This window comes from Shewanella sp. AC91-MNA-CIBAN-0169 (genome assembly GCF_040310165.1).
Classification (GTDB): Bacteria; Pseudomonadota; Gammaproteobacteria; order Enterobacterales; family Shewanellaceae; genus Shewanella.
The window spans coordinates 1-15,776 of sequence record NZ_JBEOPM010000043.1 but is presented as its reverse complement, the minus strand read 5'-3'; the positions used below and the strand labels follow the sequence as shown (position 1 = coordinate 15,776).

Below are 15,776 nucleotides of genomic sequence, written 5' to 3'. Positions count from 1 at the left end.
ATCCGTGAAGGTGGCCGTACAGTTGGTGCAGGTGTTGTAGCTAAAATTATCGCGTAATAGCGAGTTTAGTGAACACTAAAAAAGGAAGCTTAGGCTTCCTTTTTTATTTTTAGGGTGAGGTTAGTAACAAAAATCGATTTTTGATTGATTTATTGCTCTTACTTTACCTGTATTGTTGCGAATAAAGCTGAATAAGAATACAATCTATGGCCGATTTTTGACCCTGTGCTTATGCATTTTCTGGGAAAGTTCGGAAATGCGGATTTGGTAAATATGTTGTTTACCAAGCTAAGCCCAGGTCGTAGTGAGTAACGGAATTAACCGATGACAACAAATACTGAAAACCAGAGTAATTCTTTGGATATCGTTAAGTGGGGCATAGCTGCATTGCTAATTGCTACTGCTGTTATAGGCAATCAATTTTATGCAGACGCTAATGTTGTAGCTCGTGTTGCTGGGGTAATTATTGCCTTCGCTATTGCAGGCATCATTGCACTGCAGACAAGCAAGGGTAAGCAGGCACAATCTTTTGCTAGAGAAGCCCATATTGAAGTGCGTAAAGTCGTTTGGCCAACTCGCCAAGAGGCGCTAAACACTACCTTTATAGTACTTGCAGCTACTGCAGTAATGGCATTAATCCTTTGGGGATTAGATGCTATATTGTTACGAGTAGTCAATTTAATTACTGGCGTATAGGCATCTGAAAATGACTGAAGTTACAGAAGCGAAAAAAAGATGGTATGTGATCCAAGCCTTTTCGGGCTATGAAGGCCGTGTACTTAAAACACTGCTTGAACATATCAAAATGCACAATATGGAAGAATACTTCGGTGAGATTTTAGTTCCTACCGAAGAAGTTGTTGAAATGCGTGCAGGTCAACGTCGTAAGAGTGAGCGTAAGTTTTTCCCTGGTTATGTATTAGTCCAGATGGAAATGAACGACGATAGCTGGCACTTAGTCAAAAGTATTCCACGTGTAATGGGCTTTATTGGTGGTACATCAGATCGCCCTGCACCGATTTCTGACAAGGAAGCTGACGCTATTCTTCAACGTCTTCAAGACACTGTTGAATCACCAACTCATCGTATTATGTACGAGCCAGGTGAAGTTGTCCGTGTTTGTGACGGTCCATTTGCTGACTTTAACGGTACTATTGAAGAAGTCGATTATGAAAAGAACCGTATTAAAGTTTCGGTGATGATTTTCGGTCGTTCAACACCAGTAGAATTAGATTTTAATCAAGTTGAAAAAAGCTGATTAAAATAACTACAAAATAAACATTGTTTGCGGGTGCGTATTTTTATATAATTCGCACCCGTTGTTTTCAGGGGAGCGTATTGGCATGTCGCCAACATGCGTTTGAACCCAAATTGAGGAAATGTCGACATGGCAAAGAAAATTGAAGCTTATATTAAGCTACAAGTAGCAGCTGGCGCTGCAAACCCGTCTCCACCAGTTGGACCTGCTTTAGGTCAAAAAGGTGTGAACATCATGGAATTCTGTAAAGCATTCAACGCTCGTACTGAAAAGTTCGAAAAAGGTATGCCAATTCCTGTTGTTATCACTGTATATAATGACCGTTCTTTCACTTTTGAAACTAAGACTCCACCTGCATCTTTCTTACTGCTTAAAGCAGTTGGTCTGAAATCAGGTTCTGGCCGTCCTAATACTCAAAAAGTAGGTACTATCAAGCGTAGCGCAGTTCAGGAAATTGCTGAAACTAAAGCTGCTGATATGACTGGTGCTGATATTGAAGCGATGACTCGCTCAATTGAAGGTACTGCACGTTCAATGGGTTTGGTAGTAGAGGATTAATATAATGGCAAAGCTAACTAAGCGTGCTCGCGTTATCCGCGAAAAAGTTGATGCAACAAAATTGTATGACATCAACGAAGCCGTAGTACTTTTACAAGAATTAGCGACTGCTAAATTTGTTGAGAGTGTTGACGTAGCTGTTAATCTAGGTATCGATCCTCGTAAATCAGATCAAAACGTGCGTGGTGCTACTGTACTTCCACATGGTACTGGTCGTGATGTTCGTGTTGCTGTATTCACACAAGGTGCAAACGCTGAAGCTGCTATCGCTGCTGGCGCTGAACTAGTGGGTATGGAAGATTTAGCTGAAAAAGTTAAAGCTGGCGAAATGAACTTTGACGTTGTTATCGCATCTCCAGATGCAATGCGCGTTGTTGGTATGTTAGGTCAAATCTTAGGCCCACGTGGTTTAATGCCTAACCCTAAAACTGGTACAGTAACGCCAAACGTTGCTGAAGCAGTTAAGAATGCCAAAGCGGGTCAAGTTCGTTACAGAAACGACAAAAACGGTATTATTCATACAACTATCGGTAAAGTAACTTTTACAACTGAGCAGTTGAGAGAAAACTTAGAATCGTTAGTGTCAGCACTGAAAAAGGCTAAGCCTGCAGTTGCTAAAGGCATTTACGTGAAAAAGATTAGCATCTCTACCACTATGGGTGCAGGTGTTGCTATCGACCAGAGTTCTCTGGAAGAAGCGAAGTAATATACAAAGCGCGCGTATTAGTCTATAATGCGCGCACTTTGTGGGTTGAAGCCGCTTTTATGCATTAGTTTTTAAATTTTTGCATATTAGAGTCGGTTTCCGTCCAAGACCGCAGGTGTTAATCGTAAGATTAACTTAATTTCCAGCGTAGACGGTGTCAGGCCCCAGCTAAATTTTTTTACTGGAAAATCTGCACCGTAAGTAATTAAACACATAAGTGTTTAATTTGGTAAATACTAGGGAAAATTCCCTAGGTAGAATCCAGGAGTAAAGCCAATGGCATTAAGACTCGAAGACAAACAGGCAATTGTTGCTGAAGTCAACGAAGCTGCCAAAGGTGCACTTTCTGCAGTTGTTGCCGATTCACGTGGCGTAACTGTAGGTGCTATGACCGGTCTGCGTAAAGCTGCTCGCGAAAATGGTGTGTTTGTACGTGTAGTACGTAACACCCTTGCTCGTCGTGCAGTTCAAGGTACAGCTTTTGAGTGCCTAGCAGAAACGTTCACTGGCCCAACTTTAATAGCTTTCTCTAACGAGCATCCAGGTGCTGCAGCGCGTCTTTTAAAAGACTTCGCTAAGGGTCAAGCAAAATTTGAAGTTAAAGGTGCAGCTTTCGAAGGGATGTTTATCCCTGCAGCTGATATTGATCGTTTAGCGAAACTACCAACATACGAAGAAGCACTAGCTCAGTTGATGATGACTATGAAAGAAGCATCTGCTGGCAAGTTCGTTCGTACATTGGCCGCCCTTCGCGATCAAAAACAAGACGCCGCTTAATTTTAGGCTGGCAGCTTAATAAAATTGAATTCAGAACAATAGGAAATATTTCTAATGTCTATCACTAAAGACCAAATGTTAGAAGCTTTTGCAGCAATGTCTGTAATGGAAGTAGTTGAACTAATCGAAGCTATGGAAGAGAAATTCGGCGTTTCTGCTGCTGCTGCAGTAGTTTCAGGCGGCGGCGATGCTGTTGTTGCTGAAGAGCAAACAGAGTTTGACGTAGTACTTACTTCATTCGGCGAAAACAAAGTAGCTGTTATTAAAGCTCTTCGTAGCGCTACAGGTTTAGGCCTGAAAGAAGCTAAGACTATGGCTGAATCTTCTCCAATCGCAGTTAAAGAAGCTGTGTCTAAAGAAGAAGCTGCAACTCTTAAAGCTGATCTAGAAGCCGCTGGTGCTTCTGTTGAAGTTAAGTAAGCTATAATTTAGCTTGCATCACCCAAGTGATTGGGTGAAGGCTGACGGTTTTTTAACCGTTGGCCTTTTTTGCGCTTTATGCGCAGGCGATTTTTTTCACCTTTTGTCGCCAGTTTTAACAGTCCCTAGCAGAGATTACTGGTTAGGTTCTTGTCAACAAGGGTGATAGGCAAACGTGCTGATTTAATTAATATTAATTTCAGTCTTGGTCACATCTCGTAAGCAGAGGAAACCCATGGTTTACTCCTATTCTGAAAAGAAGCGTATTCGCAAAGACTTTGGTAAGCGTCCAAAAGTTTTGGACATCCCTTATTTATTGTCTATCCAGTTAGACTCTTTTAAGAAGTTCACCGATCATGACCCTACGGGTGAGCGTGGCTTAGAAGCCGCATTCCGTAGCGTTTTTCCTATCAAGAGCTTTTCTGGCTATTCTGAGCTGCAATATGTCAGCTACAAGCTAGGTGAGCCAGTTTTTGATGTGAAAGAATGTCAGATCCGCGGTGTAACTTATTCGGCACCACTACGCGTTAAATTACGCATGGTGTTGTTTGACCGTGAAGCTGCTGCTGGCACTGTTAAAGACATTAAAGAGCAAGAAGTCTACATGGGTGATATTCCTATGATGACGAATAACGGTACTTTCGTTATTAACGGTACTGAGCGTGTAATCGTGTCTCAGTTACACCGTTCTCCAGGTGTGTTCTTTGATCATGACCGTGGTAAAACCCACTCTTCTGGTAAGGTGCTGTATAACGCACGTATTATTCCTTACCGTGGTTCATGGCTTGACTTTGAATTTGATCCTAAAGATGCTCTATTCGTTCGTATCGACCGTCGTCGTAAATTACCGGCAACGATCATTTTACGTGCGCTTGAATATTCTACTCAAGATATCCTCGATTTATTCTTCGAGCGTATTGAGTTTAAGATTAAAAAAGAATCATTAGTCATGGCACTTGTGCCTGACCGCCTACGTGGTGAAACTGCTGGCTATGACATTAAAGATGCTGAAGGCGCTTTATTGGTTGAAGCTGGTCGTCGCATTACTGCACGTCACATTAAGCAACTTGAAAAAACCAACACTACTGAACTAGAAGTGCCAGTAGATTATATTGTTGGTAAGTATGCTGCTCAAGACTACATCGATGAAGATACCGGTGAAGTGTTAGTGACTGCAAACAGCGAGATTACCTTAGAAGATTTAGCTAAGCTATCACTTGCTGGTATTAAGAATATTGATACATTATTTATCAATGATCTTGATCACGGTGCTTACATTGCTGACACATTACGAATTGATTCAACAACTAACCGCTTAGAAGCGCTAGTTGAAATCTATCGTATGATGCGTCCTGGTGAGCCACCAACCAAAGATGCAGCTGAAGGTTTATTTCAAAACCTATTCTTTAGTGAAGAACGTTATGACTTATCTAAAGTAGGTCGTATGAAGTTCAACCGTCGTCTTGAGATTGCTGAAGACGAAGGTAACGGTGTGTTGTCTAAAGAAGACATCGTATCTGTTATGAAGAAAATTATCGAAATCCGTAACGGTTATGATGAAGTCGACGATATTGACCACTTAGGTAACCGTCGTATTCGTAGCGTTGGTGAAATGGCTGAAAACCAGTTCCGTGTTGGTTTAGTCCGTGTTGAGCGTGCTGTTCGTGAACGTCTATCTTTAGGCGATTTAAACGAGCTTATGCCACAAGACTTAATTAACGCTAAGCCAATTTCTGCGGCAGTGAAAGAATTCTTTGGTTCTTCACAGTTGTCACAGTTTATGGATCAAAACAACCCGCTATCAGAAGTAACGCATAAGCGTCGTATTTCTGCGCTTGGCCCAGGTGGTTTGACTCGTGAGCGTGCTGGTTTCGAAGTTCGTGACGTACATCCAACTCACTACGGTCGTTTATGTCCAATTGAGACCCCTGAAGGTCCAAACATTGGTCTAATCAACTCGTTAGCAAGTTTTGCGCGTACTAACTCTTACGGCTTCTTAGAAACACCTTACCGCAAAGTGGTTGATGGTGTGATTACTGATGATGTTGAATACTTATCAGCAATCGAAGAAGGTCGTTACGTTATTGCTCAGGCTAACATCGAAGTTGATGCTGATGGCCGTATGGCAGAAGAACAAATTGCTTGTCGTCACAAAGGTGAATCTACCTTTATGCGTGCAGCTGATGTTCAGTATATGGACGTATCTCCACAACAGATTATTTCTGTTGCAGCATCATTAATTCCGTTCTTAGAACACGATGATGCTAACCGCGCATTGATGGGTGCAAACATGCAACGTCAAGCAGTACCAACTTTACGTGCTGATAAGCCGTTAGTCGGAACGGGTATTGAACGTACTCTTGCTGTTGACTCTGGTGTGGTTGTAGCTGCTAAACGTGGCGGTGTGGTTGATTATGTTGATGCTAGCCGTATCGTAGTTAAAGTAAATGAAGATGAGCTACACGCAGGTGAAGCCGGTATCGACATTTATAACCTAACTAAATATACCCGTTCAAACCAAAACACTTGTATTAACCAACGTCCTTGTTGTTCTGTTGGTGAGCCTGTGGTTCGTGGTGACGTATTGGCTGATGGTCCATCTACCGATTTAGGTGATTTGGCTCTTGGTCAGAACATGCGTATCGCGTTCATGCCTTGGAACGGTTATAACTTCGAAGATTCGATCTTAATTTCTGAGCGCGTAGCGCAAGAAGACCGTTTCACTACTATCCATATCCAAGAGCTTTCTTGTATTGCTCGTGATACTAAATTGGGTAGCGAAGAAATCACTGCTGATATTCCAAACGTAGGTGAGTCTGCTTTATCTAAACTAGATGAATCAGGTATCGTTTATATTGGTGCAGAAGTGAAGGGTGGCGACATTCTAGTGGGTAAAGTGACACCTAAGGGTGAAACACAGTTAACCCCTGAAGAGAAACTACTCCGAGCTATTTTTGGTGAAAAAGCTTCTGACGTTAAGGACAGCTCATTACGTGTTCCTAACTCAGTTAAAGGCACCATCATCGACGTACAGGTATTTACCCGTGACGGCGTTGAGAAAGACAAACGTGCGCTTGAAATTGAAGACATGCATGTTCGCCAAGCTCGTAAAGACTTAGGCGAAGAGTTCAAGATCCTTGAAGAAGGCGTATTGGGCCGTGCTCGTAACTTGTTACTGTCTGTGGGTTATTCTGAAGCTAAGTTAGCTGAGATACCACGTAAAGACGTATTGATTCAAGTTATCGACGATGAAACCAAACAAACTGAATTAGAGCAGTTAGCTGAACAGCACGAAGAGCTAAAAGCTGACTTTGATAAGACATTTGAAATCAAGCGTCGTAAGATCACCCAAGGTGATGACTTGGCTCCTGGTGTATTGAAGATTGTTAAGGTTTACCTTGCAGTTAAACGTACTATCCAGCCTGGTGACAAGATGGCAGGTCGTCATGGTAACAAAGGTGTTATCTCGAAGATTTGTCCTGTTGAAGACATGCCATACGATGAAGAAGGTAACCCTGTAGACATCGTACTTAACCCATTGGGCGTACCATCGCGTATGAACATCGGTCAGGTACTTGAAGTCCACATGGGCGCAGCAGCTAAGGGTATCGGTAATAAGATTACTGCTATGCTTGAAGAGCAGCGTGAAATTGCCGAACTTCGTGGTTACATCAAGCAAGTGTACGAATTAGGTGATGACGTGCTTCAGCGCGTTGATATCGATTCGTTTACTGATGATGAAGTTGTGCGCTTGGCTACCAACCTTAAAGGTGGTATTCCAATTGCTACACCAGCATTCGACGGTGCTAAAGAGAAAGAGATCAAGCAAATGCTTGCTCTTGCAGGCTTACCTGAGTCTGGTCAGTTGACATTATGTGACGGCCGTACCGGTAACGAATTTGAGCGTAAAGTAACTGTTGGTTACATGTATATGCTTAAATTGAACCACTTAGTTGATGACAAGATGCATGCTCGTTCTACGGGTTCATACAGCTTAGTGACTCAACAACCATTGGGCGGTAAAGCTCAATTCGGTGGTCAGCGTTTCGGTGAGATGGAAGTGTGGGCACTTGAAGCATATGGTGCTGCTTATACTCTACAAGAAATGCTAACAGTTAAGTCAGATGACGTTAACGGTCGTACTCAGATGTATAAAAACATCGTCGACGGTAACCATCAGATGCAACCAGGCATGCCTGAGTCTTTCAACGTATTGTTGAAGGAAATTCGTTCACTTGGTATTAATATCGAGTTGGACCAAGAGTAAGCATCGCACTTAAGCAATGTTTGGTAACCAAGGGTGCTTTGCAGCAGCAAAGCACCTGGTTTAACTCCTTCAGGAGAGAAACGTGAAAGACTTATTAAAGTTTCTTAAACAGCAAAGTAAGACTGAAGAATTTAACGGTATAAAAATTGGTTTGGCCTCGCCAGACCTAATCCGTTCTTGGTCTTTTGGTGAAGTAAAGAAGCCAGAAACCATTAACTACCGTACATTCAAGCCTGAACGTGAAGGTTTGTTCTGTGCGCGTATCTTTGGTCCAGTTAAAGATTACGAATGTTTGTGTGGTAAATACAAGCGTTTGAAGCATCGTGGTGTTATTTGTGAAAAGTGTGGCGTAGAAGTTACCCAGACTAAAGTGCGTCGTGAGCGCATGGGTCACATTGATCTGGCTAGCCCAGTTGCCCACATTTGGTTCTTAAAATCACTTCCGTCACGTATCGGCTTAATGCTAGATATGACGTTACGTGATATTGAACGCGTACTGTATTTCGAATCATTTGTGGTGATCGAGCCTGGCATGACCACGCTTGAACGCGGCCAAATGCTAACCGAAGAAACGTATCTTGATGCGTTAGAAGAATACGGTGACGAGTTTGAAGCTAAGATGGGTGCTGAAGCAGTTCTTGAATTGCTACGTGCTATCAACTTAGCTGAACAGATCGAGCAAATGCGTGAAGAGTTGCCTTCAATTAACTCTGAAACCCGTCGCAAGAAGGTCACTAAGCGCCTTAAGCTGATGGAAGCATTCTTCACATCTGGCAACAAGCCAGAGTGGATGATCTTAAAAGTATTACCGGTTCTTCCACCTGATCTACGTCCATTAGTGCCGTTAGATGGTGGTCGTTTCGCGACATCTGATCTTAACGATCTTTATCGTCGTGTGATTAACCGTAACAACCGCTTAAAGCGTCTGTTAGATTTAGCTGCGCCTGACATTATCGTACGTAACGAAAAACGTATGTTACAAGAGTCAGTTGATGCGCTATTAGACAACGGTCGTCGCGGTCGTGCTATTACCGGTTCTAACAAGCGTCCGCTTAAATCTCTTGCTGATATGATCAAGGGTAAGCAAGGTCGTTTCCGTCAGAACTTACTTGGTAAGCGTGTTGACTATTCAGGCCGTTCGGTAATTACCGTAGGTCCTACTTTACGTCTGCATCAGTGTGGTCTTCCTAAGAAGATGGCGCTTGAGCTATTCAAACCATTCATTTACGGCAAATTAGAAGCGCGTGGTTTAGCGACTACTATTAAAGCTGCTAAGAAAATGGTTGAACGCGAACAGGCTGAAGTATGGGATGTGTTAGACGAAGTAATTCGTGAACATCCAGTCATGCTTAACCGTGCACCAACACTTCACAGACTGGGTATTCAAGCATTTGAACCTGTACTGATTGAAGGTAAAGCAATTCAATTGCATCCGTTAGTTTGTGCGGCATACAACGCCGACTTCGACGGTGACCAAATGGCGGTTCACGTACCATTAACGCTTGAAGCTCAGTTAGAAGCTCGTGCGCTAATGATGTCTACCAACAACATTTTGTCACCAGCTAACGGTGAGCCAGTAATTACTCCGTCTCAGGACGTTGTATTAGGCTTGTACTACACCAGCCGTGAATGCATTAACGGTCGCGGTGAAGGTATGGCATTCGCTGATGTGTCAGAAGTAGAAAAAGCTTACGCTACTGGTGTTGCTGAACTACATGCTCGCGTTAAAGTGCGTATTACTGAAACGAACATCGCAGAAGATGGCGAAAGAACGAAAGCAACTCGTATCATTGATACGACTGTGGGTCGTGCTCTTTTATCATTAATTTTGCCTGAAGGCTTATCGTATGATTTGGTTAACCAAAACATGGGTAAGAAACAGATTTCTAAGCTGTTGAACACTTGTTATCGTCAACTAGGTCTTAAAGATACCGTTATCTTTGCTGACCAATTGATGTATACAGGTTTCCGTTTTGCAACCATTTCTGGTGCCTCTGTTGGTATCGATGACATGGTTATTCCAGACGAGAAATACACCTTAGTAGCAGACGCTGAAGCTGAAGTACTTGAAATTCAAGAGCAGTTCCAGTCAGGTCTTGTTACTGCCGGTGAGCGTTACAACAAAGTCATCGATATCTGGGCAAGCGCGAACGAAAAAGTTTCAAAAGCGATGATGGAAAACCTGTCAACTGAGACAGTGATTAACCGTGATGGCGTACCTGAGCAACAAGCTTCGTTTAACAGCATCTATATGATGGCTGACTCGGGCGCTCGTGGTAGTGCTGCACAGATCCGTCAGTTAGCGGGTATGCGTGGTTTGATGGCTAAGCCAGATGGCTCAATCATCGAAACCCCAATTACGGCTAACTTCCGTGAAGGTCTTAACGTACTACAGTACTTTATTTCTACTCACGGTGCGCGTAAAGGTCTTGCCGATACAGCATTGAAGACAGCTAACTCGGGTTACTTAACCCGTCGTTTAGTAGACGTTGCACAAGACTTAGTGGTTATCGAAGATGACTGTGGTGTTGAGCATGGTCTTACAATGAAACCGCTTATTGAAGGTGGTGATGTTGTTGAGCCATTGCGGGAACGTGTTCTAGGTCGTGTGGTTGCTCTTGACGTAATGAAGCCTGGTACTGATGAAGTGCTTGCTCCACGCAACACACTTCTTGATGAAGCATGGTGTAATACGTTAGAAGAACACAGTATTGATGAAGTGATTGTACGTTCTGTAATTACCTGTGACACAGACTTCGGTGTGTGTGCAGCGTGTTATGGTCGTGACTTGGCGCGTGGTCATATTATTAACCACGGTGAAGCTATTGGTGTTGTTGCAGCACAGTCTATCGGTGAGCCTGGTACACAGTTAACCATGCGTACCTTCCACATTGGTGGTGCGGCATCTCGAGCTTCTGCAGAAAACAACGTTCAAGTTAAGAACGCCGGTTCTCTGAAGTTACACAATGCTAAGCATGTTTCTAACATCGACGGTAAGCTCGTTATCGTATCGCGTTCTTCTGAGTTAGCCATCATCGATGAGCTAGGTCGTGAGAAAGAGCGTTATAAAGTGCCTTACGGTACAGTGTTAGAGAAATTGGAAGAGAGTGAAGTTGCAGCTGGCGAAATCATCGCTAACTGGGATCCACATACTCACCCAATTATTTCTGAAGTTGCTGGTAGTGTGAAGTTCGTTGACATGATTGACGGTGTCACTATGACGCGTCAAACAGATGAGTTAACGGGTCTATCTTCTGTCGTTGTGCTCGATGTTGGTGCGCGTACTTCAGCCGGTAAAGAATTGCGTCCAGCAATTCGCTTAGTTGATGCCGATGGTAATGACTTAATGATCCCTGGTACTGAAGTACCTGCTCAATACTTCTTACCGGGTAACGCGATTGTATCGAAAGATGATAACGCGAAAATCAACGTTGGTGACCCATTAGCACGTATTCCACAAGAATCGTCTAAAACTCGCGACATCACCGGTGGTCTACCACGTGTTGCTGACCTATTCGAAGCGCGTAAACCAAAAGAGCCTGCAATTCTTGCAGAAATCTCTGGAACGATCTCGTTCGGTAAGGAAACTAAGGGTAAACGTCGTCTAGTGATCACTCCTGCAGATGGTAGTGAACATTATGAAGAGATGATCCCTAAGTGGCGTAACTTGAACGTGTTCGAAGGTGAAAAAGTCGAACGTGGTGAAGTTATTGCAGACGGTCCAGAAGCGGCTCATGACATCTTGCGTCTTCGTGGTATCCACAACGTAGCAAACTACATTGTGAACGAAGTACAGGACGTTTACCGTCTTCAGGGCGTTAAGATCAACGATAAGCACATCGAAGTTATCATTCGTCAAATGTTACGTAAGTGTCTAATCACTTCAACAGGCGACACTGAGTTCTTAGAAGGTGAGCAAGCAGAAGTATCACGCGTGAAGATTGCTAACCGTGAGCTAATCGCTCAAGGTAAAACACCTGCAACGTTTGAACGTGAATTACTCGGTATTACCAAAGCTTCTTTGGCAACTGAATCATTCATCTCTGCTGCATCGTTCCAGGAAACCACTCGTGTGTTAACTGAAGCGGCCGTTGGCGGTAAGAGCGATCCATTACGTGGTTTGAAAGAAAACGTAATCGTAGGTCGTTTGATCCCAGCAGGTACAGGTTATGCTTATCACAAAACCCGTAACGAAGAACGTGCTAAAGTATTAAGCTCTCGTGGCAAAGTGGAAACTACTACAGTAACCGCAAGCGAAGCTGAAAAGAACCTAGCAGATCTACTAAATCTGGCCGGTAGCCAAGATTAAGTTAGTATTTTGTTAAAAAAAGGCGCCAATGGCGCCTTTTTTATTGGAATTTGCACGAAAAGTTGTCTATTTCTTGACAGGCAGCCATTACCTTTCTAAAATTCCGCGTCCCACCATTGTGGGATATAGATTTTTCACACCTAATTGTTGAGCTTAAATCAACTTTCGGAGCTATACATGGCAACTGTTAACCAGTTGGTACGTAAGCCACGCTCGCCAAAAGTCGAAAAGACTAATGTGCCTGCGTTGAATGCGTGTCCACAAAAACGTGGTGTTTGTACTCGTGTGTACACTACAACACCTAAAAAACCTAACTCTGCACTACGTAAAGTAGCTCGTGTGCGTCTAACTAACGGTTTCGAAGTAACTTCGTATATCGGTGGTGAAGGCCATAACTTGCAAGAGCACAGTGTAATCCTAATCCGTGGTGGTCGTGTTAAAGACTTACCTGGTGTGCGTTACCACACTGTTCGTGGCGCATTAGACTGTGCTGGCGTGACTTCACGTCGCCAAGGCCGTTCTAAGTACGGTGCTAAGCGTCCTAAGTCTTAACGTATCCCGTTTAAGTAAGGCCAAGCTAGTATTTATTTGACATTCCAGTTTTGGAAATACCTGAAGCATACGGAGAATTAATATGCCAAGACGTCGCGTTGTAGGACAACGTAAAATCCTACCAGATCCAAAGTTTCACAGTGAGTTGTTGGCTAAGTTCATCAACGTCATTATGCAGGACGGCAAAAAGTCGACTGCAGAAAAAATTATCTACAAGGCACTAGATGTTGTCGCTGAAAAGAAAAGCGAAAATCATTTAAGTATCCTTGAAGCAGCCCTTGATAACGTTCGCCCATCAGTCGAAGTTAAATCTCGTCGTGTTGGTGGTTCTACTTATCAAGTACCATGTGAAGTTCGTCCAGTGCGTCGTAACGCACTAGCGATGCGCTGGTTAGTTGAAGCTGCTCGCAAGCGTGGTGAAAAATCTATGGCTCTACGTCTAGCAGGTGAAATGCTAGATGCGTCTGAAAACAAAGGTACTGCGGTTAAGAAGCGTGAAGACGTGCATCGCATGGCTGAAGCTAACAAAGCCTTTGCCCATTACCGTTGGTAATATGATGGAGCGGACTTCGGTCCGCTCCATATTGTTGATATTGCTAAAGCCAAAAGCTTTAGCTGAGAGGGTATAAATAGTGGCTCGTACAACCCCAATTGAGCGTTATCGTAATATCGGTATTGTAGCTCATGTGGATGCAGGTAAAACTACCACAACAGAACGTGTTCTGTTCTATACCGGTATGTCTCATAAAATCGGTGAGGTGCATGACGGCGCCGCCACGACAGATTGGATGGTACAAGAGCAAGAGCGTGGTATTACTATCACCTCAGCTGCTGTAACCACATTTTGGCGCGGAATGGAGGCTCAATTCGCTGAACACCGAATTAATATCATCGATACCCCAGGTCACGTAGACTTCACTATTGAAGTCGAGCGTTCATTACGCGTACTCGATGGCGCTGTAGTAGTATTTTGCGGCTCGTCAGGCGTTGAACCACAATCTGAAACAGTATGGCGTCAAGCTGACAAATACCACGTTCCGCGTTTGGTGTTTGTTAATAAGATGGACCGTGCAGGTGCAGATTTTGACCGTGTAATAAATCAAATTCGTAACCGCCTTGGCGCGACTTGTGTGCCGATTCAATTGAACATTGGTACAGAAGAAAACTTCAAGGGTGTTATTGATTTAATTAAGATGAAAGCCATTAACTGGTCTGAAACAGATCAGGGTATGACCTTCACTTATGAAGACATTCCTGCAAATCTAGCGGCAAAAGCTGCAGAAATGCATGAGTATCTCGTGGAAGCAGCAGCTGAAGCCTCAGATGAACTGATGAACAAATACCTTGAAGAAGGTGAGTTGTCAGAAGTCGAGATCAAAACAGCGTTGCGTCAGCGCACAATTAACAATGAGATCGTGTTAGCCACTTGTGGTTCTGCATTTAAGAACAAAGGTGTGCAAGCGGTACTCGATGCGGTAGTTGACTTCTTACCCGCGCCTATTGATGTTCCTGCAATTACAGGTATCGATGAAAGCGAAAATGAAGTAAAACGCCCACCAGATGACAATGCCCCTTTTGCGGCTTTAGCATTTAAAATTGCGACTGATCCATTTGTTGGTACACTGACCTTTATCCGCGTGTATTCAGGTGTACTTGAATCAGGTGCTGGTGTTTATAATTCTGTTAAGCAGAAACGTGAACGAGTAGGTCGAATTGTGCAAATGCACGCAAATGACCGAACAGAACTGAAAGAAGTACGTGCTGGCGATATTGCAGCTGCTATCGGTCTTAAAGATGTAACAACCGGTGATACTCTTTGCGATAATAATCACAGAGTGATTCTTGAGCGCATGGATTTCCCTGAACCCGTAATTACCATAGCCGTTGAGCCACGTTCAAAAGCAGACCAAGATAAAATGGGAATTGCGCTGCAAAAATTAGCAGCAGAAGATCCATCATTCAAAGTTGAGACTGATGAAGAGTCGGCACAAACACTAATATCTGGTATGGGCGAATTGCATCTAGACATTATCGTTGACCGTATGCGTCGCGAATTTGGTGTAGAGTGTAACGTAGGTAAACCTCAGGTTGCTTACCGTGAAACAATTCGTTCTAAAGTAGAAGTGGAAGGTAAATTCGTACGTCAATCTGGCGGACGTGGCCAATTTGGTCATGTTTGGTTAAGAATTGAACCACTCGAAGAGGGTGCGGGCTACGAATTTGTTAACGAGATTGTAGGTGGTGTAGTTCCTCGTGAATTCATTCCTGCCGTTGACAAAGGTATTCAAGAACAGATGAAGAATGGCGTATTAGCCGGCTATCCTGTACTTGATGTGAGAGTCAGTTTGTTTGATGGTTCATATCATGATGTGGACTCGAACGAAATGGCGTTCAAAATTGCAGGTTCTATGGGCTTCAAAAAGGGTGCGCTAGAAGCGACCCCTGTGTTGCTCGAACCTTGTATGAAAGTAGAAGTAACTACACCTGAAGATTATATGGGCGATGTTGTGGGTGATTTAAACCGCCGTCGTGGCATAATTGAAGGTATGGACGATGGCATCGCAGGTGTTAAACTTGTCCATGCAGTAGTGCCTCTATCTGAAATGTTTGGTTATGCGACTGATTTGCGCTCTGCATCTCAGGGTCGTGCCTCATACTCTATGGAGTTTTTGAAGTACGCAGATGCACCGCAAAACATTGCAAAAGCGATTATAGAATCTCGTAACTAATATTGGTTACGGCATCAATGTTATATTGCTCGAATTAATCGAGCACTTCTGAAAAGAAAGGAATATATCGTGGCAAAAGCTAAATTTGAACGTATTAAGCCTCACGTAAACGTGGGCACCATTGGTCACGTTGACCATGGTAAAACAACTTTAACAGCAGCAATCTCTGCCGTTTTGTCTAAAACTTATGGTGGTGAAGT

General features: G+C 43.4%; 12 protein-coding genes. All 12 read left to right on the top strand.

The window, feature by feature from the left end; translation table 11 throughout:
- Positions 1 to 324 precede the first annotated feature (324 nt).
- The gene (gene secE, locus AAEY98_RS21725) at positions 325 to 696 is read left to right on the top strand and encodes a preprotein translocase subunit SecE (RefSeq protein WP_011635627.1); all 372 of its coding nucleotides are present in this window, start codon (positions 325 to 327) and stop codon (positions 694 to 696) included.
- 10 nt (positions 697 to 706) lie between these two features.
- Complete coding sequence (gene nusG, locus AAEY98_RS21720; protein ID WP_011635628.1) at positions 707 to 1,258, top strand: transcription termination/antitermination protein NusG; 552 nt, start codon at positions 707 to 709, stop codon at positions 1,256 to 1,258.
- A 129-nt stretch (positions 1,259 to 1,387) separates the two neighbouring features.
- Positions 1,388 to 1,816: a 50S ribosomal protein L11 gene (rplK, locus tag AAEY98_RS21715; protein ID WP_011635629.1), complete on the top strand. Its 429-nt coding sequence runs from the start codon at positions 1,388 to 1,390 to the stop codon at positions 1,814 to 1,816.
- A gap of 4 nt (positions 1,817 to 1,820) precedes the next feature.
- The gene (gene rplA, locus AAEY98_RS21710) at positions 1,821 to 2,522 is read left to right on the top strand and encodes a 50S ribosomal protein L1 (RefSeq protein ID WP_059746618.1); all 702 of its coding nucleotides are present in this window, start codon (positions 1,821 to 1,823) and stop codon (positions 2,520 to 2,522) included.
- A 276-nt stretch (positions 2,523 to 2,798) separates the two neighbouring features.
- Positions 2,799 to 3,299: a 50S ribosomal protein L10 gene (gene rplJ / locus AAEY98_RS21705; RefSeq protein WP_011635631.1), complete on the top strand. Its 501-nt coding sequence runs from the start codon at positions 2,799 to 2,801 to the stop codon at positions 3,297 to 3,299.
- Between the two features lie 54 nt (positions 3,300 to 3,353).
- Positions 3,354 to 3,719, top strand: a complete 366-nt coding sequence (gene rplL, locus AAEY98_RS21700) for a 50S ribosomal protein L7/L12 (RefSeq protein ID WP_101084800.1) — start codon at positions 3,354 to 3,356, stop codon at positions 3,717 to 3,719.
- A 235-nt stretch (positions 3,720 to 3,954) separates the two neighbouring features.
- Positions 3,955 to 7,986, top strand: a complete 4,032-nt coding sequence (rpoB, locus tag AAEY98_RS21695) for a DNA-directed RNA polymerase subunit beta (protein ID WP_101084801.1) — start codon at positions 3,955 to 3,957, stop codon at positions 7,984 to 7,986.
- Positions 7,987 to 8,068: 82 nt separating this feature from the next.
- The gene (gene rpoC, locus AAEY98_RS21690) at positions 8,069 to 12,295 is read left to right on the top strand and encodes a DNA-directed RNA polymerase subunit beta' (protein WP_101084802.1); all 4,227 of its coding nucleotides are present in this window, start codon (positions 8,069 to 8,071) and stop codon (positions 12,293 to 12,295) included.
- A gap of 177 nt (positions 12,296 to 12,472) precedes the next feature.
- On the top strand, positions 12,473 to 12,847 hold the full coding sequence (gene rpsL / locus AAEY98_RS21685) for a 30S ribosomal protein S12 (RefSeq protein WP_059746616.1): 375 nt from the start codon (positions 12,473 to 12,475) through the stop codon (positions 12,845 to 12,847).
- Positions 12,848 to 12,929: 82 nt separating this feature from the next.
- Complete coding sequence (rpsG, locus tag AAEY98_RS21680) at positions 12,930 to 13,400, top strand: 30S ribosomal protein S7 (protein WP_011635636.1); 471 nt, start codon at positions 12,930 to 12,932, stop codon at positions 13,398 to 13,400.
- Between the two features lie 79 nt (positions 13,401 to 13,479).
- Positions 13,480 to 15,576, top strand: a complete 2,097-nt coding sequence (gene fusA, locus AAEY98_RS21675; protein ID WP_101084803.1) for an elongation factor G — start codon at positions 13,480 to 13,482, stop codon at positions 15,574 to 15,576.
- 69 nt (positions 15,577 to 15,645) lie between these two features.
- Positions 15,646 to 15,776, top strand: a 131-nt coding sequence (locus tag AAEY98_RS21670; protein ID WP_273059936.1) for a GTP-binding protein, incomplete at its 3' end; no start/stop codon positions are given.